Origin of the sequence: Streptococcus gingivalis (assembly GCF_035544715.1) — a bacterium.
Lineage (GTDB): Bacteria > Bacillota > Bacilli > Lactobacillales > Streptococcaceae > Streptococcus > Streptococcus gingivalis.
The window spans coordinates 892,403-917,534 of record NZ_JAYKTO010000001.1 but is presented as its reverse complement, the minus strand read 5'-3'; the positions used below and the strand labels follow the sequence as shown (position 1 = coordinate 917,534).

Sequence of the window (25,132 nt, the reverse complement as noted above, 5' to 3'; positions counted from 1 at the left end):
CGAATTCTAACGAAATACCGATTTCTGTCCCACTCTCTTTTTGCTCTCAAAGGAATTTCAACTCTTTTCTAGTCAAATCTGACGCAAGTCATCAAATTTATGATAGAATAAAGTGTTACAGTAAATAGATTTTGATGAAGGAACACTATGCGAAAAGAGATTGACCCTGAATTATATAATTACAATAAATTTCCTGGACCTGTGTTTCGTCAGGTAGGAGACCAGATCCTTTCAGAAAACCTCTCCTTTGAGCTATTGAAAAATGAGAAGGAAGCTTTTGATGCGACTGTTTTTGGTCAGCGATTTTCTGAGATTTTAACCAAGTTTGATTACATTGTTGGTGATTGGAGCAATGAGCAGTTGCGCTTGCGTGGCTTCTATAAGGAAGAGCGCGATGTTGCAACGATGGATAAACTAAGTCGCTTAGACGATTATTTGTTAGAATATTGTAGCTATGGTTGTGCTTATTTTGTCCTTGAAAATAAGGAACCTCATCGTGCTTCTTTTGATAAGAAATCACCGGTCAAAAAAGCTCAATCAGAAGAAAGAGATCCCAAAAAGCGTTCGCGCAATCGCAAACAAAAAGATCGTTTCCAAAAACGAGAACGCGACAAGGGACAACCAGCCAAAAACTCGAAAAAAACAAGACCGTCTGCTGAAAATAAAAAAACAACGAAGACAGACAACAAACGTCATTTTGTGATTCGGCAAAAAGAGGAGTAAGAAAGAATGAAACCATCCATTTATAGTTTAACACACCAAGATATGATTGATTGGGCGGAAGAAAACGGCGAAAAGAAATTCCGTGCAGCACAAATCTGGGAATGGCTCTATCGCAAACGCGTCCAGTCCTTCGAAGAAATGACCAATCTGTCCAAAGATTTAATTGCGAAGTTGAATGATCAGTTTGTTGTCAACCCACTCAAGCAACGGATCGTGCAAGAGTCAGCAGATGGAACGGTTAAGTATCTTTTTGAATTGCCAGACGGCATGTTGATTGAAACCGTCTTGATGCGTCAGCACTATGGTTTATCTGTCTGTGTAACAACTCAGGTAGGATGCAATATCGGTTGTACCTTCTGTGCTTCTGGTTTGATTAAAAAACAACGCGATTTGAACAATGGAGAAATCGTGTCTCAAATCATGTTGGTCCAAAAATACTTTGACGAACGTGGCCAAGATGAACGGGTCAGCCATATCGTTGTCATGGGGATCGGAGAACCATTTGACAACTATAACAATGTCTTGAAATTTATCCGGACAGTTAACGATGACAAGGGATTAGCGATTGGTGCTCGCCATATTACAGTGTCAACTTCTGGTTTGGCTCATAAAATTCGTGACTTTGCAAATGAAGGTGTGCAGGTCAATTTGGCAGTGTCCCTTCATGCTCCAAACAATGACTTGCGCTCTAGCATCATGAAGATCAACCGGGCCTTTCCAATTGAAAAATTGTTTGCGGCGATTGAATACTATATTGAGACTACGAACCGTCGGGTGACCTTTGAGTACATCATGCTCAATGAAGTCAATGATGGAGTCGAGCAAGCCTTAGAATTGGCAGAATTGCTTAAGAATATCAAGAAATTGTCTTATGTTAACTTGATTCCTTACAATCCTGTCAGTGAGCATGACCAATATAGCCGGAGTCCAAAAGAACGGGTCATGGCCTTCTATGATACCTTGAAAAAACAAGGTGTTAACTGTGTAGTGCGTCAAGAGCACGGTACAGATATTGATGCTGCCTGTGGCCAATTGCGTTCAAATACCATGAAACGGGACCGGGAGAAAGCGATTGTTGAACATGCGCAACCTTAAACAAGGGCTGATCGATCATACAGAACTAACAAAAAGAGGAAGAAGGCTGTTACGGAGTGGCAGCTTCTTCTATTTTATCCTTTTGTGTCTGATGTGTTTTTTGCCCCAACAGCCAGAGCCGGGTATGGAAACACCGGGTATTCAATATTTCGGTCGCATCGTCGTCCTGCTGGTTCCTCTTAATTCGGTGATGAACCTTGGTCAGATCACCAGTGTCCTCCAACTCATTATGGTCATTCTCCAAAATATAGCCAATATCTTTTTGTTAAGCCCGCTAGTCTTTCAACTTCTCTGGCTATGGCCCTGGTTGAGGAGTCGAAAACGGGTCTTGTGCTTCGGCTTTGCCATGAGCTTGTGGATTGAATGTAGCCAAGTTCTGTTAGATCTCTTGTTTGATGCCAATCGTGTCTTTGAGCTAGATGATTTGTGGACCAATACCTTAGGGGCTTATCTGGCTTATATAGGCTTTCAGTATTTCAGAGCACGATTGCTAGCAAAAAATGGTGAAATGTAAAATCCGAACATTTTAACCACTTTTTAAAATTTTTGTTGACAAAATCAGAAGCGGGAGCTATAATAGCTTCAAGACATCAGAAAAGTAGAGGTTTTTCTCACTTCCAGGGAGCTTGTGGTGATTGCGAACAAGCAGTGGTGAATCTTGAAATGGGCTGATGCGTTTATGATAATGAATTTGAAACAATAAAAATTCGGTGAGCACACCTTATCGTGCACCCTGTTGTTAGACAGGTCAGAGATGTAGGAGAAAGAATATCTTCCTACAATTGAGGTGGCACCGCGGTATCGAATCGTCCTCACACAGATTTTTCTGTGTGAGGTTTTTTTGTATCTCAAAGGAACCCAGTGAGACTGCAGCTCAAAGGGCCCGCGAGAGAAAAAGATCATAAACAGGATTGAAGATATAGAAAAGAGGACACAATCATGACAGAAACAAAAGGCTATTTCGGACAATTTGGTGGATCTTTCGTACCAGAACCCATTCAAAACTTGCTCAATCAATTAGAGGAAACCTTTGAACAGTATAAAAATGACCCAGAATTTATTGCAGAATACAAACATTATTTGAAAGACTATTCTGGACGCGAAACACCGCTCTACTTTGCAGAAAGTTTGACAGAGCATTTAGGTGGGGCAAAAATTTATTTGAAGCGCGAAGACTTGAATCACCTAGGTTCGCATAAATTAAATAACGTCTTGGGGCAAATCCTCTTGGCTAAACGCATGGGCAAAACGCGCGTGATTGCTGAAACAGGAGCAGGTCAACACGGTGTCGCTACAGCAGCTGCGGCAGCTAAATTTGGTATGGCCTGTGATGTCTACATGGGGGCAGAAGACGTGGAGCGTCAACGTCTCAATGTCTTCCGCATGGAAATGATGGGGGCAACCGTTCATGCGGTTGAAACAGGAACCAAGACCTTGAAAGACGCCGTTGATGCTGCTTTTGGAGCATGGATGGCGGATCTGGATGCCTTTTACGTTTTGGGTTCTGCTGTTGGACCTCACCCTTACCCAACCATTGTGCATGAATTCCAAAAAGTGATCAGTGAAGAGTCTAAACGTCAAATTTTGGAAAAAGAAGGTCGTTTGCCAGACTATGTGATTGCCTGTGTTGGTGGTGGCTCCAATGCCATCGGTGCCTTTTCTGAATATGTCGAAGAAGAGGAAGTCGGCTTGATTGGGGTAGAAGCAGCTGGTCATGGCTTGGATACCGATCAGCACGCCGCTACCATGACCAAAGGGACTGTAGGAGTTGTCGATGGTATGAAGACATATGCTGTTTTTGGCGAAGATGGAAAAGTAGCGCCAGTTTACTCGATTTCTGCTGGTTTGGACTACCCAGGGGTTGGTCCAGAGCATGCTTTCTTTAAAGATTCTGGTCGTGTCGAATATGTAGCAGCGACAGATGATGAAGCAGTAGAAGCTCTTCTTCTTCTCAGTAAGACAGAAGGGATCCTCCCAGCCATTGAAAGCTCACACGCGATTGCGGAAGCTGTCAAACGTGCTCCACAATTGGATAAAGACAAGATCATCATCATCAATGTTTCCGGACGTGGGGACAAGGACGTAGCTGCCATCGCTGATTATCTAGAAGCGAAGGCTACAAAATAAGCAATCTTATCTGCAAAACATTGTATAAAGCAGTAAAGCGTGATAACTGAGAAAGAGACAGGGAACAAAGGGAATCCGGTCTCTTTCTTTTTTGAGAGCAAAGAAGAGAATGCCTAAGATGGATGCGATCTGGATGAGAATGAGGATCTGGGTAGAAGAAAAGCTTAGCGAAAAGGTGGCGAGTAAGAGAAAATCTCCCGCCCCCATTCCAATAAAGAAAAAGTGGGCACCGATCGCAAGGAGTAAAAAGACCAGCATGAGGAGATTACTAGCGGATAAAAAGAGGACTAAGGCATGGAGACAACACCAGATGACCAAGGGGTATTCCATAAAGCGTAGGTCATAGATGGCTAAAATAGCAGATCCGAGTAACGTCAGAAGTTGAGGCAGAGAAAGAAAACCATTGGCACAGGCTAAGAAGATCAGGCCACTCCAGATCTCAAAAAGGCAGTACCAAAATGGGTAGGTCTGATGACAATAGCGACAGCGAAAACGATGCAGTAGTTGCGAGATAATGGGGATTAGATCCCAAACGCCAAGGACGTGCTGGCAGTGATCGCAATGACTGCGAGGAGCGAGAATGGATTGGTTTGGGAAGCGATCGATCACTAGTCCCAAAAAAGAGGCGAAACAAGTACCGATGGTAAAAAAATAAAAGTTGATCATACTTATTTATTCGTAAAGCAATCGAAAAATGTCATCATTTACTTGAAAATCTTGTAAAGCCTTTCTAAATTTGATACAATAATGAACATGAAAAACCTGTATGATGTTCAACAATTTTTAAAACGTTTTGGAATCATCATTTACGTAGGGAAGCGCCTCTATGACATCGAATTGATGAAAATTGAGCTTCAACGTCTTTATGATGCAGGCCTGATGGAGCGGCTTGATTATTTAGAAGCCGATACCGTTTTAAGAAGAGAGCACAAGCAAGAATTAGAATTTTTGAAAAAGAGTGAGGTAGAGTGATGGGAAATATCATTTTTTGGTTGGTTGTTTTAGGAGTAGTTGGATGGATGGCCTTTAATTATTTCCGCATCCGTAAAGCTGCTAAATTTGTGGACAATGCCGCTTTTGAAGAGTTGATTCGTAAAGGGCAGTTGATTGACTTGCGAGAGCCAGTTGAGTTTCATGCCAAGCATATCTTGGGTGCACGTAATATTCCTTCCAGTCAATTGAAGCTGAGTACAGGTGCCTTGCGCAAAGACAAACCGATTTTGCTCTATGAAAATAGCCGTAGTTCGCGTGTAACCAATGCGGCTCTCTATCTTAAGAAACAGGGCTATACAGACATTTATGTCTTGTCTTATGGTCTCGATTCTTGGAATGGGAAAGTGAAAAAAGACGCTTAATAAAAAGAGCTCTAACTGCACAAAGTGTGTGGTTAGAGCTTTTTTATCTCGTTTTTTCAAGGTAGTCTTTGACCCATGTGAGCTCTACCTCATTCAAAGGCCGGCTTTCTCCAGGGGCTAACTGAGGATCCAAGGTGAAGGGACCAAAAGACAAGCGTTTTAAGGTCATTACTTTGACCCCAATGGCCAAAAACATCTTTTTCACTTGGTGGTATTTTCCTTCTGAGATTCGGACCTGGGCCTTGCTGTAGCTGGGGTGGCTTTCTAGAATGGTCAAGGAGGCAGGCTTACAGATAGGGCCGTCCGTGAATGAAATCCCATTCTGAAATTGCTCGATGTGGGCTGCACAGAGCGGACCATTGACTTCTACCTCATAGACCTTCTCCACATGGTATTGAGGATGGAGCAGTTGAAAGCCTAAGGGACCATTATCTGTGATGAGGAGCAGACCACTGGTGTCGCGATCGAGGCGACCAAGCGGATAGAGGTCGGGGTACTCTTGCTGAGGGTCCACTAGCTCGATCACCGTTGGATGGTGGGCGTCTCTTTTGGCGGTCACGGCCCCGATTGGTTTATGGAGCATATAGTAGTGGTGACGCGGTTCTTGAATGATTCGTTCCCCGATTTGAATCTGTTGAAGTCCAGGGTCGATGTTTTGGGATAGCTTTTTAGCTGGTAGGTGATCGACCAAGATTTGCCTTCGGGCCAGAAGTTGTTTGATGTCTTTGCGAGCGTACTGATGGTCTGCCATCAATTGATCTAATCTCATGGGACCTCTTTTTCTGAAATTCTTATTATCAGTGTATCATGAAAAGAAAAGGAAATCGAGTCGGAGAAAAGAAACGAAGATGAAAACATTTACAACTAGCTGAACTGTGTTTTTTAGATAGGACTGTGGTATAATTGTTCAGTTAGAAATATTATTTAAAATTTTATAGAGGAAATCATGACAAAATTAAGAGAAGATATTCGTAACGTTGCGATCATTGCCCACGTTGACCATGGTAAAACAACCTTGGTAGACGAATTGTTGAAACAATCGCACACCTTGGATGAACGTAAAGAATTGCAAGAACGTGCAATGGACTCAAACGACCTTGAAAAAGAACGTGGGATCACGATCCTTGCTAAAAATACAGCTGTTGCTTATAACGGAACTCGAATCAATATCATGGACACACCAGGACATGCGGACTTCGGTGGAGAAGTGGAACGGATCATGAAAATGGTCGATGGGGTTGTATTGGTCGTAGATGCTTACGAAGGAACCATGCCTCAGACTCGTTTCGTATTGAAAAAAGCCTTGGAACAAGATCTTGTTCCGATCGTTGTAGTTAACAAAATCGATAAACCATCTGCTCGTCCAGAAGAAGTTGTAGATGAAGTTCTTGAACTGTTCATCGAATTAGGTGCGGATGATGACCAATTGGAATTCCCAGTTGTTTATGCATCAGCGATCAACGGAACATCTTCACTTTCAGATGATCCAGCTGATCAAGAGCACACAATGGCACCGATCTTTGATACCATCATTGATCATATCCCAGCTCCAGTTGATAACTCAGATGAGCCTCTTCAATTCCAAGTATCCCTGCTTGATTACAACGACTTCGTTGGACGTATCGGTATCGGACGTGTCTTCCGTGGTACTGTAAAAGTTGGGGACCAAGTAACCCTTTCTAAATTGGATGGAACGACTAAGAACTTCCGTGTTACCAAACTCTTTGGTTTCTTTGGTTTGGAACGTCGTGAAATTCAAGAAGCTAAAGCGGGTGACTTGATCGCTATTTCTGGTATGGAGGATATCTTCGTTGGAGAAACCATCACACCGACAGACGCAGTTGAAGCTCTTCCAATCCTTCACATCGATGAACCAACGCTTCAAATGACCTTCTTGGTTAACAACTCACCATTTGCTGGTCGCGAAGGAAAATGGGTAACCTCTCGTAAAGTTGAAGAACGCTTGGAAGCGGAATTGCAAACAGACGTCTCTCTTCGTGTTGACCCAACTGATTCGCCTGACAAATGGACAGTTTCAGGACGTGGGGAATTGCACTTGTCTATCTTGATCGAAACCATGCGTCGTGAAGGATACGAATTGCAAGTATCTCGTCCAGAAGTTATCATCAAAGAAATTGATGGTGTCAAATGCGAACCGTTTGAACGCGTGCAAATCGATACACCAGAAGAATACCAAGGATCTGTTATCCAAAGTCTTTCTGAACGTAAAGGTGAAATGTTGGATATGATCTCAACTGGTAACGGTCAAACTCGTTTGGTCTTCCTTGTTCCAGCGCGTGGGTTGATTGGGTACTCAACTGAGTTCTTGTCAATGACACGTGGTTACGGAATCATGAACCACACCTTTGATCAATACTTGCCAGTGATTCCAGGAGAAATCGGTGGACGCCACCGTGGTGCTCTTGTTTCAATCGATAACGGAAAAGCAACCACTTACTCTATTATGTCTATCGAAGAACGTGGTACGATCTTTGTCAATCCAGGTACAGAAGTTTACGAAGGAATGATCATCGGGGAAAACTCTCGTGAGAACGACTTGACCGTAAACATTACGAAAGCAAAACAAATGACCAACGTTCGTTCAGCTACTAAGGACCAAACAGCGGTTATCAAGACTCCTCGTATCTTGACCTTGGAAGAATCTCTTGAGTTCTTGAACGACGATGAGTACATGGAAGTAACACCGGAATCTATCCGCTTGCGGAAACAAATCTTGAACAAAGCAGAACGCGAAAAAGCAAATAAAAAGAAAAAATCAGCAGCTGCTGAATAATACGGAAAGAAAGGAGAAACAAAATGGTCTATTTTATCTTAGGGATTTTGATTCTCCTTTTTTACCTTTTTATGACCCCAAAAAGTATTCGTGGTACCTTGAACAGTGTCACAATGGTGGTCTTGATCGTCTCCATTATCGTACTGACTTGTCTCGCCATTTTTCAGATATTCCAATTACCGTCTGAGTTTTTTGTCGGTGCCTTTCTCGCCTTTGTTGGCTACCTGGCTTTGGTAGATATTTCCAAAATGACGACCAAACAGAAAAAATAAACGCTGACCTGATTTTTAAAGCCCTTTGGGCTTTTTAATTTTGCTAAAAAAAGGTAAAATAGAGAGTGATAAAAATGGAGCGAAGAAATCATGAAATTTGTGAAACAATTTGAAAATAAAAAGGTTCTTGTATTAGGTTTGGCTAAGTCAGGCGAGTCAGCTGCCCGTTTGTTGGATCGCTTAGGAGCGATTGTGACCGTCAATGATGGCAAACCTTTTGAAGAAAATCCAGCAGCACAAAGTTTACTGGAAGAAGGGATTAAAGTTGTGACAGGAGGCCACCCTCTGGAATTGTTGGATGAAGACTTTGCAGTCATGGTCAAAAATCCAGGAATCCCTTATTCCAATCCAATGGTTGAAAAAGCGCTTGAAAAAGGCATTCCCGTCCTCACTGAAGTGGAATTGGCTTATCTGATTTCGGATGCGCCAATTATTGGGATTACAGGATCAAACGGAAAAACGACGACAACAACCATGATCGGGGAAGTCTTGACGGCTGCCGGCCAAGGTGGTTTATTGTCTGGGAATATCGGTTTTCCAGCTAGTCAAGTTGCACAAACAGCAACAGAAAAGGATGTTCTGGTCATGGAATTGTCTTCTTTCCAATTGATGGGAATTGAAACCTTCCATCCAGAGATTGCAGTGATTACCAACCTCATGCCAACCCATATCGACTATCATGGTTCTTTTGAAAATTATGTAGCTGCCAAATGGAATCTTCAAAAGAATATGACAGAAAAAGATGTCATTGTCTTGAACTTCAACCAAGACCTGACCAAGGAACTGGCTACAAAAACCAAGGCAAGGGTCCTTCCATTTTCAACGGTTGAAAAAGTGGACGGGGCTTATTTGGAAGATGAACTTCTAAAGTTTAAGGGAGAAGTTGTTATGCGTGCAGATGAACTGGGCGTTCCAGGTAGTCACAATGTAGAGAATGCCTTGGCAACGATTGCGGTTGCAAAAGTCCGGGGTGTGGAGAATGAGGTCATTAAAGAAACCTTGTCAGCCTTTGGAGGTGTCAAACACCGCCTTCAATATGTGGATGAAATTCAAGGTGTCAAATTCTACAATGACAGTAAATCGACCAATATTTTAGCAACACAAAAAGCCCTTTCTGGTTTTGATAACAACAAGGTGATCTTGATTGCAGGGGGGCTCGATCGTGGCAATGAATTTGATGAATTGGTGCCTCACATTACTGGCTTAAAGGAAATGGTGATTCTAGGGGAATCAGCTCCTCGAGTGAAACGCGCAGCCGATAAAGCAGGCGTCCCTTATGTCGATGCGACAGATGTAGCAGATGCTACAAAGAAAGCCTTCGACTTGGCTAGCCCTGGCGATGTTGTACTACTAAGTCCTGCCAATGCCAGCTGGGATATGTATCCGAATTTTGAAGTGCGTGGGGATGAATTCCTTGCTACAGTAAAAGGGTTGAAATAAGATGAAAAAAATAATGTTTACTGGTGGGGGAACCGTGGGACATGTGACCCTTAATCTCCTCTTGATTCCAAAATTTATCGAAGATGGATGGGAAGTCCATTATATTGGAGACAAAAAAGGAATCGAATACCAAGAGATCAAAAAGTCTGGCTTAGACGTACGCTTCCATTCAATTGCAACGGGGAAATTGCGCCGCTATTTCTCTTTCCAAAATATGATGGATGTGTTCAAGGTAGCTTGGGGAACGCTCCAGTCCATTGCAATCCTGCTTCGTGTGCGCCCACAAGTTCTCTTCTCAAAAGGGGGATTTGTCTCTGTGCCACCAGTGATTGCGGCCCGACTCACGCGTGTTCCTGTCTATATCCATGAGTCCGATCTCTCGATGGGATTGGCCAATAAAATTGCTTATAAATTCGCTACCAAGATGTACACGACTTTTGAGCAAGCTCATGGTTTAACAAAGAGTGCGCATATCGGTGCGGTAACCAAGGTTACAGATCATATTCCGACAACTTCTGAAGAATTAGACGAAAAAACAAAAGGTTTCCGAAAAGATTTGCCGATCCTTCTCTTTGTCGGAGGATCTGCTGGTGCGCGTGTCTTTAATGAATTTGTGACAGAGCATCAAGCAGAGCTCTTGCAGCACTACAATATCATCAATTTGACGGGCGATTCAACATTGAATCAGGCTGAGGGTGGTTTGTATCGAGTGGATTATGTAACCGATCAGTATTTGCCAATGCTCCAGAAGGCTGATTTAGTGGTGACTAGAGGTGGGGCCAATACCTTGTTTGAACTCTTGGCCATGAACAAACTCCACCTGATCGTACCGCTAGGAAAAGAAGCTAGCCGTGGCGATCAGATTGAAAATGCCCAATATTTTGTGGATAAAGGTTATGCAGAGCAATTGCAGGAAGATCAATTGACCCTCGAAACCTTTAATGAAACCATTCAAGAAATGTTGAAGCAAAGCCAAGTCTACCACCAAGCAATGGAAAAATCGACAGAACTCCTTTCACTAGACGATTTTTATGGCCTGCTTCAAAAAGATATCAGTAAGGGAAAAGATGACGGACGACAATAAAAAAACGCCAACGGATGACAAAATTACAGAATTGTCAGCCTGGCAAAAAAGAAACAAAGAATATTTAGAAAAAAAAGCGCTTGAAAAAGCGGAAGAAGCTGAAACAGAGGAAACTGAAAGCGAAGAAGCACAAGAAGACGAAGACCTTTCAGAAAAAGAGACAGCTTCCGTCTCAGAGGAAGAATCTGAAGAAATAGAAGAGTCTGAAGAGGAAGATGAATCTGAGGCCGAAGAGGATCCAGATGCGGATGGAGAAAGTTCAGAAGGAGAAGAAGTTGATCCGGCTAAAGAGGAGCTAGATCCTTCAGAGAAACAAGAGAAAAAGCCTTCATTCTTTAAAGGCTTAAAGACGAAAAAGCCAAAGAAGGAACCGACAGTGGCAAAACGCCATATCTATCGTGCCCTTCCGGTTATCGGAATCAGCTCGCTTGTCGCCCTTCTCTCCATCTATTTTTTAAGTCCCTTGTCCACACAGAAAGTGATTGAATTTTCAGGGAACAAGGCGGTTGACCAGCAACTCTTGTATGAAAAAAGTCGCATCAAAGAAGAAGATTATACTCTGACGACTTTCCTTCATAAATCGGTCTATGAACAAAATATGAAAACGGCTAGTCCATGGATCAAAGAGGTTCACATGCATTATCAATTCCCGGTGACCTTTAAAGTCAATATCGTGGAACACAAAGTGGTTGCCTATTATGTGACCGGAGAAGACCACTATCCAGTATTGGAAAATGGAGAAGTCGTTGAGACAGTAACTCCAGCTTCGGAATTGCCGTCCTCCTATATTAGTTTAAAATTCTCAGATCGAGAATTAGTTAGACAATTTGTCCAAGAAATGAAGTCTATTTCTTCTTCCATTACGGATAAAATTGTTTCGGTTGATCTGACACCGAGCAAGGTCACCAAGGATCTGGTGACCATCACCATGAAAAACGATAATAAAATCTTGGTGCCTGTTTCCCAAATTACCCGCAAGCTTCCTTACTATAAGGCGATCAGTAAGAAATTAGACGATGATTCGACTATCGATATGGAGGCTGGAGTCTTCAGTTATAGTGAACAATCCATCGCAGATGCCAAAGAGCAAGCTGAGAAAGAAAAGGCTGAAAGTACAGAAAATCAGAATGAACATTCTGAGGAAACAAGCCAAGAACAGAATCAAGAACAGAATCCAGAAGGGGAGAATTCTTCTGGGAATGAGTAAAGCCCATAAATTATCTCAAATAATTGAAGAAAAAATGTCCATTTTAGGCTTCTTTGTGATATAATGAAGTTTGGATAGTTCCAACTAAAAGGGCTATAAATAGATGTAAAGTGAAAACAAATAAAGAGAGAGGACTGGTGTAATGGCTAGAGACGGCTTTTTTACAGGTTTAGATATCGGTACTAGTTCAATAAAAGTATTGGTGGCAGAACATGTCAATGGAGAAATGAATGTAATTGGAGTCAGCAATGCAAAAAGTGCTGGCGTCAAAGATGGAATTATAGTAGATATCGAAGCTGCTTCAAATGCAATTAAAAATGCAATCAGCCAAGCTGAAGAAAAAGCAGGGATTTCAATCAATCTAGTCAATGTTGGGTTGCCTGCAAATTTACTACAAATCGAAGCAACTCAAGGAATGATTCCAGTCACAAGTGATTCAAAAGAAATCACAGATGCAGATGTTGAAAATGTTGTCAAATCTGCACTCACAAAAAGTATGACACCGGATCGTGAAGTAATCACCTTCATTCCTGAGGAATTCACAGTTGATGGTTTCCAAGGAATCCGCGATCCACGCGGAATGATGGGGATCCGACTTGAAATGCGTGGTCTTCTTTATACAGGACCTCGTACAATCTTGCACAATTTGCGTAAAACAGTTGAACGTGCAGGCTTACAAGTAGAAAACATCATCATTTCCCCACTTGCGATGATCAAAACAGTCTTGAACGAAGGCGAACGTGAATTCGGAGCAACTGTGATTGATATGGGTGGTGGCCAAACAACAGTGGCATCTGTGCGTAGCCAAGAACTTCAATTTACAAATATCTACCAAGAAGGTGGCGATTACGTTACCAAAGATATTTCTAAAGTATTGAAGACTTCTCAAAAATTAGCAGAAGGCTTGAAGTTCAACTACGGTGAAGCCTATGTGCCATCTGCTGGAAACGAAGTGTTCCATGTAGAAGTTATTGGTGAAGTTGAGCCAGTTGAAGTGACTGAGAAGTACTTGGCTGAAATCATTTCAGCACGTATCAAACACATCTTTGAGCAAATCAAGCAAGACCTTGAGAGAAGACATTTGTTGGATCTTCCTGGTGGTGTTGTGATTATCGGTGGAGGCGCAATCCTTCCTGGTGTTGAAGAATTGGCTCAAGAAGTCTTTGGTGTAAATGTGAAATTGTTTGTTCCAAATCAAATTGGAATTCGCAATCCAGCTTTTGCCCATGTGATTAGTTTGTCTGAATATGCAGGCAATTTGACAGATGTGGATATTATTGCTCAAGCTGCGGTTCGTGGAGACGAAGTCTTGCGTCAACAACCGATTCAATTTGATCGACCTGTGCAACCACAAGTACAACCACAACCTGCTGCTCAAGCACAACCGGTAGTACCTGCGTACAATGCTGAGAAGATTGAATCTCCAGTAGATGCTCAAGAAATTCCAGTAGCAAGCAATGATAGCAAACAAGAACCAAAAACTACATTCACAGACCGAATGAAAAATTTGATCGGTAATATGTTTGATTAAGGAGTGTAAGTATTTATGACATTTTCATTTGACACAGCAGCGGCACAAGGTGCAGTAATTAAAGTAATCGGTGTCGGTGGCGGTGGCGGTAACGCCATCAATCGTATGATTGACGAAGGCGTTGCCGGTGTAGAATTCATCGCAGCTAATACAGATGTTCAAGCACTTTCAAGTGCTAAAGCTGAAACAGTTATCCAATTGGGTCCAAAATTGACTCGTGGATTGGGTGCTGGAGGTCAACCTGAAGTTGGTCGCAAGGCAGCTGAAGAAAGCGAAGAAGTGTTAACAGAAGCTTTGCAAGGTGCAGACATGGTCTTCATCACTGCAGGGATGGGTGGAGGATCTGGTACAGGTGCTGCACCAGTCATCGCTCGTATTGCTAAAGCAGTTGGTGCTTTGACAGTAGCAGTTGTTACTCGTCCATTCGGGTTTGAAGGTTCAAAACGTGGGAACTTCGCTATTGAAGGGATCAATGAACTTCGCGAACATGTAGATACATTGTTGATTATTTCTAATAACAACTTACTTGAAATTGTGGACAAGAAGACACCGCTTCTTGAAGCGTTGAGTGAAGCTGACAACGTTCTTCGTCAAGGTGTTCAAGGGATCACTGACTTGATCACAAGTCCTGGATTGATCAACCTTGACTTTGCAGACGTGAAGACTGTTATGGAAAACAAAGGAAATGCCCTCATGGGTATTGGTGTTGGTAGCGGTGAAGAACGCGTTATCGAAGCAGCTCGGAAAGCCATTTACTCTCCACTTCTTGAAACAACCATTGACGGTGCTGAAGACGTGATCGTCAACGTAACAGGTGGTTTGGATATGACATTGATCGAAGCTGAAGAAGCTTCAGAAATTGTGAACCAAGCTGCAGGTCACGGAGTAAACATCTGGTTGGGTACATCTATTGATGAATCTCTTAAAGATGAGATCCGCGTGACGGTTGTTGCAACTGGTGTCCGTCAAGACAAGGTAGAACGTGTTAGCGGAATTGCTTCCTCACAACGTCCTTATAAAACAGGACCACGTGAACAACGCCCACAAGCTGCACCATTTGACCGTGAATTTGATTTGAAACAAGATGTTGAATTGCCAACAACTCCAAGTCGTCCAGCGGTAGAACCAAACCGTGGCTCAGCCTTTGGTGATTGGGATATTCGTCGTGAGAATATCGTTCGCCAAACTGAACCAACATCAACACATCAAGTTGATCGTTACGTAGATTCATCTTCAGATGATGATGAATTGGAAACACCACCATTCTTCCGGAATCGTTAATCATGAATCTGGTAGAGAATGCTGATCTTGTTCGGCAACAAGTAGAAACAGCAAGAAACAAAGCTAACCGTCAAGATCAAGTTAATGTGATAGCTGTCACCAAGTATGTGGATGTTGTTACAACAGAAGCAATGGTGAAAACAGGTATCCAACATATCGGTGAAAATCGTGTCGATAAATTCCTAGAAAAGTATCAAGCTCTAAAAGGGTATGATCTCACTTGGCACTTGATTGGGAGCCTCCAACGGCGGAAAGTAAAAGACGTGATTAATCTCGTCGATTACTTTCATGCCTTGGATTCGGTGAAACTGGCTCAAGAAATTCAAAAGCGAGCAGAACACCCGATCAAGTGTTTCCTCCAAGTGAACATTTCTGGTGAAGAAAGTAAGCACGGATTTGCACCCGATGAACTGGATGATGTTTTAGCGGAAATCGCACAGCTGGACAAAATTGAAATTGTTGGTTTAATGACGATGGCTCCCTTTGAGGCTAGTCAAGAAGAGTTGCAGGATATTTTTTCAAAAACTCACCAACTTCAGAAACAACTAGAAAAGAAACAATTAAAAAATATGCCTTTTTCAGAACTAAGTATGGGTATGAGTCGTGACTTTGAAGTAGCCGTTGCGAACGGAGCGACTTATGTTAGAATTGGGACATCATTTTTTAAATAGGAAAGAACTATGTCATTAAAAGATAAATTTAACAACTTTATTGACTACTTCACAGAAGACGGTGAAGAAGTAGAAGTTAGCGAGGCAAAAGCAGCTGGTGCGGAAACACAACCAGTTCCACAGCCACAGCCAACTCCTCAAGTGACTTCTCCACGTCCACAGATTAGTCAAAAAGAACCGGTAAAACCAAAACCAAAACCGACTCCTGTCGCACCTGTTACAACTCCTGTATCTACAGCAGCTGTGAAGGAATCTGTGCCTACAACGAAAAATACATCTGAAAATATCACTCGCTTGCATGAACGTCAACGTGAATTGGCTGCTAATCGTGCAAATACAGATGAAAAGATTACCATTGATGTACGCTATCCCCGTAAATACGAGGAAGCGACTGAAATTGTCGATCTATTACTATCTAATGAGAGTATCTTGATTGATTTCCAATATATGACAGAGGTACAAGCCCGTCGTTGTTTGGATTATTTGGATGGAGCTCGTTATGTTTTGGCAGGAAATCTTCGCCGTGTTGCAAGCACCATGTACTTGTTGACTCCAATTAATGTAGTCGTTAATGTGGAAGATATTCGCCTTCCAAATGATGTGGAAGTGACAGAATTCGACTATGATATGAAACGTAATCGCTAAGATGATTATCTTTCAATATCTTTCAAATATCATTCAAATCTATTCCATCATTCTTGTCATCTATGCCTTACTTTCTTGGTTCCCTGGGGCACCTCAGAGTACTCTTGGACAAATGGTTCACCGCCTAGTTGAACCATTTTTGAGCCTTTTTAGAAAGTTACCTTTGCAGGTTGGAGGCTTGGATTTTACGGTACTTGTAGCACTTTTTGTCTTGAACCTAATGAATCAGCTATTAGCTCGGTTGTTTCTATTTTTGATTGGTTAGAATACGATGGGACAGAAAGAGATTTACCAACATTTCAATCGCGAAAATCACGAATTTATTGATCGTTGTATTGAATTGTCAGAAAGAGTAATTGAACGCTATTCTGTTGAAGTGACGGGGTTTTTAAATCCTCATCAGGTCGCTATTTTACGAAATGTTGCGGCAAGCTATCAATTACAGGTCTTTGCTTCCAGTGATGAGCAGAAAATGGAGTATGCCAAGGTCATTGTGGCTCCGGATTATTATCAATTGGATCCAAGTGACTTTGATCTGGCATTAATAGAGATGGTCTATGCTTCCAAATTTCATCACTTGACCCATTCCCAGGTTCTGGGGACCATTGTTCACCAATTAGGAGTGGAGCGCAAGTCCTTTGGAGATATTCTGACAAGTGATGGAAAGATCCAAGTATTTGTTGAACAGCGTTTTGTTCCCTATTTCATGGATCACATCCAGAAAATTTCTCGGGTACCTGTTAAGCTTAGGGAAGTTTCTCTATCTGAACAGATTGTTGTAGAGGAAGAAAGCCAACAGCGAGATATTCTCGTGTCGAGTTTTCGGTTAGACAAGGTGATTGCTGGGACTTTCAAGCTTTCACGCTCACAAGCCAGTCAGTTGATTAGTTCTGGCTTGGTGAAAGTTAATTATGCGACAACTTCCAATGTTAGCTATACTGTAGGTTTGAATGATTTAGTCAGTGTTCGACGCTTTGGGCGTCTTAAAATTGTTTCTGAAAATGGTATTTCAAAGAGTGGAAAATATAAAGTAACTGTTGAAGTACTCTTGAGTAAAAAATGAGGAGGAGTTATGGCTCTTACTGCTTTAGAAATTAAAGATAAAACTTTTGGCGTTAAATTTAGAGGATATGATGCGAACGAAGTAGAAGAATTTCTAGATATCGTTGTTCGCGATTATGAAGATCTTGTTCGTTTAAATCATGATCAAGAAGCAAAAATTCATGCTCTTGAAGAACGCTTAAACTATTTTGATGAAATGAAAGATTCATTGAGTCAGTCTGTTTTGATTGCACAAGATACTGCTGAACGTGTAAAACAAGCAGCTAACGAACGTTCTGAAAATATTGTTCGTCAAGCTGAACAAGATGCACAACATTTAGTAGATGAAGCAAAACAAAAAGCAAATGAAATCCTTCGTCATGCAACGGATAACGCCAAGAAGGTTGCCGTTGAAACAGAGGAGTTGAAGAACAAGACACGCGTCTTCCATCAACGTTTGAAATCAACAATCGAAAGCCAATTGAGCATTATCGATACGCCTGAATGGGATGAAATTCTTCGCCCAACAGCTATGTATATTCAAACAAGTGATGAAGCTTTCCGTGAAATTGTGGAGAAAGCTTTGGGTGAATCTGTTCACCATCATCATGCAGAAGATGAGAACATTGATTTGACTCGTCAATTCTCTCCAGCTGAAATCGAAGAATTGCAAAAACGCATTGAAGCAGCTAACTTAGAATTGGGTGCGACACAAGCGTTTGAAGGTTTGAATGAAAAAGTTCAATCCGCTTTAGAAGAAGCAGAGCACGCTCGTTATGAAAATGAGGAAGTTGTTGCGGTTGAAGAAACTGTTCAACCTGAAGATAATGCAAATCGTGAATCTGTCAATATTTTATAATTTTGTAAAAACAGGTCCATTAATGATAGGTCTAGCGAGCAGATGATGGTGGAAGATCTGCACTCCCTCTTAATGGATGATCCTTTTACAGTATTCGTTCTGAATCATTGAGTAAGAACGGACGTTTCCCTCGTTACGGGATGAGAGGAGAAAGTCTCTTGCGACTTCTCGAACAAAGGTGGTACCACGAGCAATCGTCCTTTTTAGGATGCTCGTGTTTTTTTTTATAGCTTTTTAAATCAATAAGGAGACACAATGAAACTTAAAGAAACATTGAATCTTGGGAAAACAGCCTTTCCAATGCGGGCTGGTCTTCCAACGAAAGAACCTGTTTGGCAAAAAGAATGGGAAGATGCAAAATTGTATCAACGCCGTCAAGAGTTGAATGAAGGAAAACCGCATTTTACACTTCATGATGGCCCTCCATATGCCAACGGAAATATTCACGTAGGACATGCCATGAACAAGATTTCAAAAGATATCATTGTTCGTTCCAAATCTATGTCAGGATTTTACGCCCCTTATATCCCAGGTTGGGATACCCATGGTTTGCCAATTGAGCAAGTATTAGCTAAACAAGGTGTGAAACGCAAAGAAATGGACTTGGTTGAGTACTTGAAACTCTGCCGTGAATACGCTCTTTCTCAAGTAGATAAACAACGCGAAGACTTCAAACGCTTAGGTGTTTCAGGTGATTGGGATCATCCTTATGTAACCTTGACGCCTGACTATGAAGCAGCACAAATTCGTGTCTTCGGTGAAATGGCCAATAAAGGCTATATCTATCGTGGAGCGAAACCAGTTTACTGGTCTTGGTCTTCTGAATCAGCCCTTGCTGAAGCAGAGATTGAATACCATGATTTGGTATCAACGTCTCTTTACTATGCTAATAAGGTTAAAGATGGCAAAGGTATTCTAGATACAGATACCTACATCGTTGTTTGGACAACAACTCCATTTACGGTTACAGCTTCTCGCGGTTTGACTGTTGGTGCAGAGTTTGATTATGTCGTAGTGAAACCTGCTGGATCTGATCGTAAGTATGTCGTAGCATCTGAGCTCTTGCCAAGCCTTTCTGAAAAATTCGGTTGGGAAAATGTTGAAGTCCTTGCTACTTACCAAGGGAAAGAATTGAACCACATCGTTACAGAACACCCATGGGATCCTGAAGTGGATGAATTGGTGATCCTTGGTGAGCATGTAACCCTTGATTCAGGTACTGGTATTGTCCATACGGCTCCTGGTTTTGGTGAGGATGACTACAATGTAGGGATTGCAAATGGGCTCGAAGTAGCCGTTACGGTAAACGAACGCGGTATTATGATGGAGAATGCTGGTCCTGATTTTGCAGGTCAGTTCTACGACAAGGTTGTTCCAACAGTTATCGAAAAACTTGGCGATTTACTCCTTGCTCAAGAAGAAATTTCTCACTCCTACCCATTTGACTGGCGGACGAAAAAACCAATCATCTGGCGTGCAGTTCCACAATGGTTTGCCTCAGTATCAAAATTCCGTCAAGATATCTTGGACGAAATTGAAAAAGTGAAATTCCACTCAGAATGGGGGAAAGTCCGTCTTTACAACATGATTCGTGACCGTGGTGACTGGGTCATCTCTCGTCAACGTGCCTGGGGTGTGCCTCTTCCAATCTTCTATGCAGAAGACGGAACGCCAATCATGACAGCTGAAACAATTGAGCATGTAGCTCAACTCTTTGAAGAGCATGGTTCAATCATCTGGTGGGAACGTGATGCTAAAGACCTCTTGCCAGAAGGATTTACCCATCCAGGTTCACCAAATGGGGAATTCAAGAAAGAAACTGACATCATGGACGTTTGGTTTGACTCAGGTTCATCATGGAATGGGGTTGTGGTTAACCGTCCAGAACTCAAATACCCAGCTGATCTTTACCTAGAAGGTTCAGACCAATACCGTGGTTGGTTCAACTCATCTCTGATCACTTCTGTGGCGAACCATGGTGTCGCACCATACAAACAAATCTTGTCTCAAGGTTTTGCTTTGGATGGGAAAGGTGAGAAGATGTCTAAATCTCTTGGAAATACCATTGCTCCAAGCGATGTTGAAAAGCAATTTGGTGCTGAAATCTTGCGTCTCTGGGTAACCAGTGTAGATTCAAGTAATGACGTGCGTATCTCAATGGATATCTTGAGCCAAGTGTCTGAGACTTACCGTAAGATCCGGAATACTCTTCGTTTCTTGATTGCCAACACTTCTGACTTTAACCCGGCTGAGGATACAGTTGCTTACGACGATCTTCGTTCAGTGGACAAGTACATGACGATTCGCTTTAACCAGCTTGTCAAGACTATCCGTGATGCTTATGAAAACTTTGAGTTCTTGACGATCTACAAGGCGCTTGTTAACTTTATCAACGTTGATTTGTCTGCCTTCTACCTGGATTTTGCCAAGGATGTTGTTTACATCGAAGGAGCTAAATCCCTCGAACGCCGTCAAATGCAAACAGTCTTCTATGATATCCTTGTAAAAATCACGAAACTCTTGACGCCAATTCTTCCTCACACTGCTGAAGAAATCTGGTCCTATCTTGAGTTTGAAACAGAAGACTTCGTTCAATTGTCAGAATTGCCAGAAGCAGAAACGTTTGCCAACCAAGAAGAAATCTTGGATACTTGGTCAGCCTTCATGGACTTCCGTGGTCAAGCTCAAAAAGCCTTGGAAGAAGCGCGGAATGAAAAAGTGATTGGTAAATCACTTGAAGCTCACTTGACTGTTTATCCAAATGAAGTTGTGAAAACACTTCTTGGAGCTGTTGATAGCAATGTTGCTCAACTCTTGATTGTTTCTGAATTGACCATCGCAGAAGGCTCAGCTCCAGAAGGTGCAGTGGCCTTTGAAGATGTAGCCTTCACAGTTGAACGTGCCACTGGTGAAGTTTGTGACCGTTGCCGTCGCATCGATCCAACAACGACTGAACGCCACTACCACGCAACCATCTGTGATCACTGTGCACGCATCGTCGAAGAGAACTTTGCGGACGCAGTCGCAGAAGTATTTGAAGCTAAATAAAAGCCATTAAAAGAAGTTCCATAAAGGAACTTCTTTTTTAATAGCTAGAATGGTGTAGAGGTTCATCCATTAAGGAAATAAAAAAAGTAAGGCAAATTGGCCTTACTTTGTAATTGGAAAGGAAATTTCAATTAGTTTATCGGAGTAGAGGGTTTTAATAGCGGATTGGTCAATGATTTGAAGATCAATCTTACGTTTTAAAAAGAACTCACGAATTTTTTCTACTTCAGTTTCACGAATAGCTCGGTGTTTGTTACTGATCAATAATTCATAGTGGGTTGGGGCCTGTGTAAAAACGACATCAGTATTGCCCGCGGAATAAACCTCGACAAGCAAGGCGTCAGTGCTGGCAAGTTGGCTTTTGACCAGTGCAGCATGACTATTTGTGGTATTAATGAGCTTCATATGAGTTCCTCCTAACCTCTATCTTCATTTATTATAGCACTTTTTTATTTTTTGTGAAAGAATCCCTTTATTTTTTGTGGGTATTTTTCCACTGTTCAATGCCCCATTTGTGACTGCCACGTTTGAGTTTTTCAATGGCTTCATCTACAGGAAACCAAGCAAGATTGTTAAAATCTTCCAGTGGTTTTTGAGCCTCTGTATAATCCACTACTTCATAAATATAGGCAGGATTGTAGTAGTAGGTGTCGCGATGACTGGAATAGAAATACTCATCTGCTTGGCCATAGTATTGTCCTAAAACAGCGGTAAAACCTAATTCTTCGATCAGTTCCCGTTTCAGAGCTTGCAAGTGATCTTCACCTGCCTCGATTTCCCCGCCGGGCAAGAACCAGGCTCCATTAGGAGCTTGAACGAGGATGATCTGATCCTGGTCCTTATTGGGAATAACAGCGTAGACACCATAGCGATTGACGTAGGTCACGTCTTGTTTCTTATCACCAAAACTAGGAATGGTCATGGTTTTCTCTTTTCTTATTTTTTCATTATTATAACATATTTTTTAGCAAAAATCTGGAGGAAAAAAAGAAAGAGACTGGGACAAAAGTCCTAGCCTCTCAATTATTTTTGGATTGTCGAGCAAGACGCAGTGGTTGAGTGGGCTCTACTACGCTGATTTCATCAGCTTTTACAGCCCTACTCAACTGTGCGGAGGTGGGACGACGAAATCGAATTCTAACGAATTACCGATTTCTGTCCCAGTCTCTGAATGTACATTTACTGATTATGATTCTGAAGTCTGTTCAACTGGTTTGTGAGCAGACTTGATAGAGATTTTCCCATTGCTGGTCAAGACGGCTTTGAGTTGTTTTTCACTTGGATGTTCCAGGTAATAATCGGTAATGGCATCTTCGATATGGTCTTGGATGGTACGACGGAGTGGGCGGGCCCCCATTTTTGGATCGTATCCCAGATCGACCAATTTTTCTTTGACCTTCTCTGTCACGTCCAGATGAATCTCATTTTGTGCGAGACGTTGATTGACTTCATCGAGCATGAGGGTAACGATTTGAAGCAGATTTTCTTTTGATAGAGGTTGGAATTCAATGATGCCATCAAAACGGTTCATGAATTCGGGACTAAAGAAGTTACCGAGTTCTCCAAGTACAGAGTTGGTGCGTCCTTCTCGAGCCGCTCCAAAACCAACATTGGCCTCAGCTTTGCCGGTTCCAGCATTAGAGGTCATGATGATAATGGTATCTTTGAAGCTGACGGTACGGCCTTGACCATCTGTCAAACGGCCATCATCCAAGACTTGCAAGAACATGTGCATGACATCTGGATGGGCTTTTTCCACTTCATCCAACAACACGAGGGAGTATGGATTGCGACGAACCTTTTCCGTTAGTTGTCCAGCTTCATCGTAGCCAACATAGCCCGGAGGAGCTCCGACTAGTTTCGCTACGCTATGTTTTTCCATGTATTCGCTCATATCAAAGCGGATCATATTATCTGAAGAGCCAAAGAGCTCGATCGCCAATTGTTTAGACAATTCGGTCTTCCCGACACCGGTTGGTCCGACAAAGAGGAAGCTTCCGATTGGACGGTTAGGCGATCCTAGGCCGACACGATTGCGTCGAATGGCTTTCGCAATTTTATCAACAGCATCATCTTGACCGATCACATGGGCTTTCAAATCAGAAGCCAGATTGATCAATTGAGACTGTTCTTTTTCTTTCAAATCACCAACAGGAATATTGGTCTTTTGTTCAACGATGTGTTCAATCGTTTTTTCGCTGATGACAGGGGTTTCCTGATCGGTGACATGTTGACCTTGCATTTCCTTGTATTTCGCGATTTGGTCGCGGAAGTAGGCTGCTTTTTCAAAGTCTTCTTCGCGTGTCGCTTGGGCTTTGAGGTTTTCCGCTTCAATCAAGCGCTGGTCGATCACTTTTGGATCCACAAAGTTTAGGGTCAGGTTCATCTTAGATCCCGCTTCATCCAACAAATCAATGGCCTTGTCTGGCAGGAAGCGATCTTGGATGTAGCGGTTTGAAAGAATAGCTGCCGCTTCGATGGCCCCGTCTGTATAGTGGACGTGGTGGTAGTCTTCGTATTTTTTCTGGATGCCCTTGAGGATGGTGATGGTTTCTTCAACCGTTGGCTCATCGACCTTAACGGGCTGCATCCGACGTTCCAAGGCTGCATCTTTTTCAATGATACGGTATTCATTGAGGGTAGTAGCACCGACTAATTGGAGTTCTCCACGCGCCAAGGCTGGTTTGAGGATATTTCCAGCGTCCATATTGCCTTCGCCAGCAGATCCTGCGCCAACAATTTCATGGATTTCATCGATGAAAAGAATCACATCTTCACGTTGACGAATTTCATCCATTAATTTTTGCATGCGTTCTTCGAATTGACCACGAATACCTGTGCCTTGAACGAGGCTAACGACGTCCAGGCGGATGACTTCTTTTCCTTGCAATTTATGAGGAACGTCTCCGTCGACGATTTTTTGGGCCAAGCCTTCCACAACGGCAGTTTTTCCGACCCCAGGTTCTCCGATCAGAACCGGATTGTTCTTGGTTCGACGGTTGAGAATTTCGATGACACGGATAATTTCTTCATCACGGCCGATGACAGGGTCAATATCCCCTTTGCGGGCAATTTCTGTGACATTGATACCGAATTCTTCTAATAGTCCTTTAGGCTTTTGAGGGCGAGCTTGACGTGGGTCTTGATTGCCGCTACGGTTATTGTTTTGGCCGTAACCGCCACCTCCATAACTGCCTCCAGATTGAGTTGGAGGTGTTTGAGGTTCTTGTGGACTTTGGAAGTTTCCAAGGTTATTGAAGAAATCTTCGAAGGGATCTCCAGTCAGTTGGCTCCGTTGGGTCATGCCTTTCAAAAAGCTGTTATTTGGGTCTGTTTTCATAATTTTATAGCAATTTTGACAGAGGTCTACTTGCTGCTGACGTCCATTTACATTTGTATATAAATGGATGGTTGATTCATTTATTTTACAATTTTGACAAAGCATATACATACCTCACAGTAGGTTTTTGATGGTCTTCCATCAAGAGACGAGCCTATTTTTAAAAGGTCAAAAATAGTCAAAGATTTATAGTTTCATTATATCAGTATTCTAGAAGTTTGCAAGAATTTGCTACGAAATGTCGCTTAGGAATACTGAAGAAAGCAAATCAATGGAAAAATGTGAATTTTTATTGGAAGAGCTTTCTCTTTTATGATAAAATAGGAGAGTAGAAAGTAAAGAGGAGAAATAAAATGGAATCACATTTAGTACGGATTATCAACCGTTTGGAGACGATGACAAAAGACGGTGGAAACTTAAAACGTAATTTTGAACGTGACGGTGTTGTTGTCGCTGAAGTAGCCTACAACCACAATGAAGAAGAAGGTTCAACCTTTACACTTCGTGATGTTGAAGCGCGTGAAACCTATACATTTGATAGCATTGATTTAATTGCAATGGAAATTTATGAATTGCTTTACTAAGCAGCTGTGTGGATGAGTTTGGGGTGGTCTCAAGC

The 25,132-nt window shown here is 42.2% G+C and carries 25 protein-coding genes and 1 other annotated feature; of the genes, 20 read left to right on the top strand and 5 right to left on the bottom strand.

Annotated elements, in window-relative coordinates; all coding sequences use genetic code 11:
• The first annotated feature begins 147 nt into the window (after positions 1-147).
• From SM122_RS04475 to trpB, 4 genes are all read left to right on the top strand, one after another.
• Entirely contained in the window at positions 148-723 is a 576-nt protein-coding gene (locus SM122_RS04475) for a YutD family protein (RefSeq protein ID WP_155168802.1), read from the top strand.
• Positions 724-729: 6 nt separating this feature from the next.
• On the top strand, positions 730-1,818 hold the full coding sequence (rlmN, locus tag SM122_RS04470; RefSeq protein WP_154358750.1) for a 23S rRNA (adenine(2503)-C(2))-methyltransferase RlmN: 1,089 nt from the start codon (positions 730-732) through the stop codon (positions 1,816-1,818).
• The gene (locus SM122_RS04465; protein WP_155168804.1) at positions 1,805-2,332 is read left to right on the top strand and encodes a VanZ family protein; all 528 of its coding nucleotides are present in this window, start codon (positions 1,805-1,807) and stop codon (positions 2,330-2,332) included. The genes rlmN and SM122_RS04465 overlap by 14 nt, the downstream gene beginning before the upstream one ends.
• 67 nt (positions 2,333-2,399) lie before the next feature.
• Positions 2,400-2,635, top strand: a binding site (T-box leader).
• Positions 2,636-2,757: 122 nt separating this feature from the next.
• Entirely contained in the window at positions 2,758-3,945 is a 1,188-nt protein-coding gene (trpB, locus tag SM122_RS04460; protein ID WP_324737839.1) for a tryptophan synthase subunit beta, read from the top strand.
• Positions 3,946-3,951: 6 nt separating this feature from the next.
• Here the strand turns inward: trpB and SM122_RS04455 are convergent, their stop codons facing one another.
• Complete coding sequence (locus SM122_RS04455; protein WP_155168808.1) at positions 3,952-4,611, bottom strand: prepilin peptidase; 660 nt, start codon at positions 4,609-4,611, stop codon at positions 3,952-3,954.
• Between the two features lie 87 nt (positions 4,612-4,698).
• Between SM122_RS04455 and SM122_RS04450 the strand changes: the two genes are divergently transcribed.
• Both SM122_RS04450 and SM122_RS04445 read left to right on the top strand, forming a co-directional pair.
• On the top strand, positions 4,699-4,917 hold the full coding sequence (locus SM122_RS04450; protein ID WP_003017930.1) for a YqgQ family protein: 219 nt from the start codon (positions 4,699-4,701) through the stop codon (positions 4,915-4,917).
• Positions 4,917-5,300 carry a rhodanese-like domain-containing protein gene (locus tag SM122_RS04445; RefSeq protein WP_125826167.1) on the top strand — a complete coding sequence of 128 codons (384 nt, stop codon included), beginning with the start codon at positions 4,917-4,919 and terminating at the stop codon, positions 5,298-5,300. Before SM122_RS04450 ends, SM122_RS04445 begins: the two co-directional genes overlap by 1 nt.
• A gap of 43 nt (positions 5,301-5,343) precedes the next feature.
• Here SM122_RS04445 and SM122_RS04440 read toward each other — a convergent pair whose 3' ends face one another.
• Positions 5,344-6,069 (bottom strand): 16S rRNA pseudouridine(516) synthase, encoded by a 726-nt coding sequence (locus tag SM122_RS04440; RefSeq protein WP_031575919.1) that lies wholly within the window; start codon positions 6,067-6,069, stop codon positions 5,344-5,346.
• 177 nt (positions 6,070-6,246) lie between these two features.
• Here SM122_RS04440 and typA point away from each other — a divergent pair, with 177 nt between their 5' ends.
• From typA to ileS, 13 genes are all read left to right on the top strand, one after another.
• Positions 6,247-8,094: a translational GTPase TypA gene (gene typA, locus SM122_RS04435; protein ID WP_155168810.1), complete on the top strand. Its 1,848-nt coding sequence runs from the start codon at positions 6,247-6,249 to the stop codon at positions 8,092-8,094.
• Positions 8,095-8,117: 23 nt separating this feature from the next.
• Complete coding sequence (locus tag SM122_RS04430) at positions 8,118-8,366, top strand: DUF3165 family protein (protein WP_004219693.1); 249 nt, start codon at positions 8,118-8,120, stop codon at positions 8,364-8,366.
• Positions 8,367-8,456: 90 nt separating this feature from the next.
• Positions 8,457-9,806, top strand: coding sequence for a UDP-N-acetylmuramoyl-L-alanine--D-glutamate ligase (gene murD, locus SM122_RS04425; RefSeq protein ID WP_155168812.1), 1,350 nt, complete (start codon positions 8,457-8,459; stop codon positions 9,804-9,806).
• A 1-nt stretch (position 9,807) separates the two neighbouring features.
• Complete coding sequence (locus SM122_RS04420) at positions 9,808-10,890, top strand: UDP-N-acetylglucosamine--N-acetylmuramyl-(pentapeptide) pyrophosphoryl-undecaprenol N-acetylglucosamine transferase (protein ID WP_070465413.1); 1,083 nt, start codon at positions 9,808-9,810, stop codon at positions 10,888-10,890.
• Positions 10,874-12,097: a cell division protein FtsQ/DivIB gene (locus SM122_RS04415; protein ID WP_125826170.1), complete on the top strand. Its 1,224-nt coding sequence runs from the start codon at positions 10,874-10,876 to the stop codon at positions 12,095-12,097. The genes SM122_RS04420 and SM122_RS04415 overlap by 17 nt, the downstream gene beginning before the upstream one ends.
• A gap of 142 nt (positions 12,098-12,239) precedes the next feature.
• Positions 12,240-13,628, top strand: a complete 1,389-nt coding sequence (gene ftsA / locus SM122_RS04410) for a cell division protein FtsA (RefSeq protein WP_155168814.1) — start codon at positions 12,240-12,242, stop codon at positions 13,626-13,628.
• Between the two features lie 15 nt (positions 13,629-13,643).
• Positions 13,644-14,909 (top strand): cell division protein FtsZ, encoded by a 1,266-nt coding sequence (ftsZ, locus tag SM122_RS04405; protein ID WP_003005955.1) that lies wholly within the window; start codon positions 13,644-13,646, stop codon positions 14,907-14,909.
• A 2-nt stretch (positions 14,910-14,911) separates the two neighbouring features.
• Positions 14,912-15,580 (top strand): YggS family pyridoxal phosphate-dependent enzyme, encoded by a 669-nt coding sequence (locus tag SM122_RS04400; protein ID WP_155168815.1) that lies wholly within the window; start codon positions 14,912-14,914, stop codon positions 15,578-15,580.
• A gap of 9 nt (positions 15,581-15,589) precedes the next feature.
• Positions 15,590-16,225 (top strand): cell division protein SepF, encoded by a 636-nt coding sequence (locus SM122_RS04395; RefSeq protein ID WP_155168817.1) that lies wholly within the window; start codon positions 15,590-15,592, stop codon positions 16,223-16,225.
• 1 nt (position 16,226) lies between these two features.
• Positions 16,227-16,490 (top strand): YggT family protein, encoded by a 264-nt coding sequence (locus SM122_RS04390; RefSeq protein ID WP_324737838.1) that lies wholly within the window; start codon positions 16,227-16,229, stop codon positions 16,488-16,490.
• Positions 16,491-16,496: 6 nt separating this feature from the next.
• Positions 16,497-17,288: a YlmH family RNA-binding protein gene (locus SM122_RS04385; protein ID WP_324737837.1), complete on the top strand. Its 792-nt coding sequence runs from the start codon at positions 16,497-16,499 to the stop codon at positions 17,286-17,288.
• Between the two features lie 9 nt (positions 17,289-17,297).
• Positions 17,298-18,125 (top strand): DivIVA domain-containing protein, encoded by an 828-nt coding sequence (locus SM122_RS04380; protein ID WP_315377116.1) that lies wholly within the window; start codon positions 17,298-17,300, stop codon positions 18,123-18,125.
• Between the two features lie 255 nt (positions 18,126-18,380).
• A complete protein-coding gene (gene ileS / locus SM122_RS04375) occupies positions 18,381-21,173 on the top strand; it encodes an isoleucine--tRNA ligase (protein WP_324737836.1) in 2,793 nt (930 codons plus the stop codon).
• Between the two features lie 102 nt (positions 21,174-21,275).
• Here ileS and SM122_RS04370 read toward each other — a convergent pair whose 3' ends face one another.
• The 3 genes from SM122_RS04370 to SM122_RS04360 form a co-directional block, all read right to left on the bottom strand.
• Complete coding sequence (locus SM122_RS04370; RefSeq protein ID WP_003012157.1) at positions 21,276-21,578, bottom strand: DUF1827 family protein; 303 nt, start codon at positions 21,576-21,578, stop codon at positions 21,276-21,278.
• 67 nt (positions 21,579-21,645) lie between these two features.
• On the bottom strand, positions 21,646-22,095 hold the full coding sequence (locus tag SM122_RS04365; RefSeq protein WP_004219690.1) for an NUDIX hydrolase: 450 nt from the start codon (positions 22,093-22,095) through the stop codon (positions 21,646-21,648).
• Between the two features lie 264 nt (positions 22,096-22,359).
• Entirely contained in the window at positions 22,360-24,618 is a 2,259-nt protein-coding gene (locus tag SM122_RS04360; protein WP_324737835.1) for an ATP-dependent Clp protease ATP-binding subunit, read from the bottom strand.
• Positions 24,619-24,866: 248 nt separating this feature from the next.
• Between SM122_RS04360 and SM122_RS04355 the strand changes: the two genes are divergently transcribed.
• Entirely contained in the window at positions 24,867-25,097 is a 231-nt protein-coding gene (locus SM122_RS04355) for a DUF1797 family protein (RefSeq protein WP_003005989.1), read from the top strand.
• The last annotated feature ends 35 nt before the right edge of the window (positions 25,098-25,132 follow it).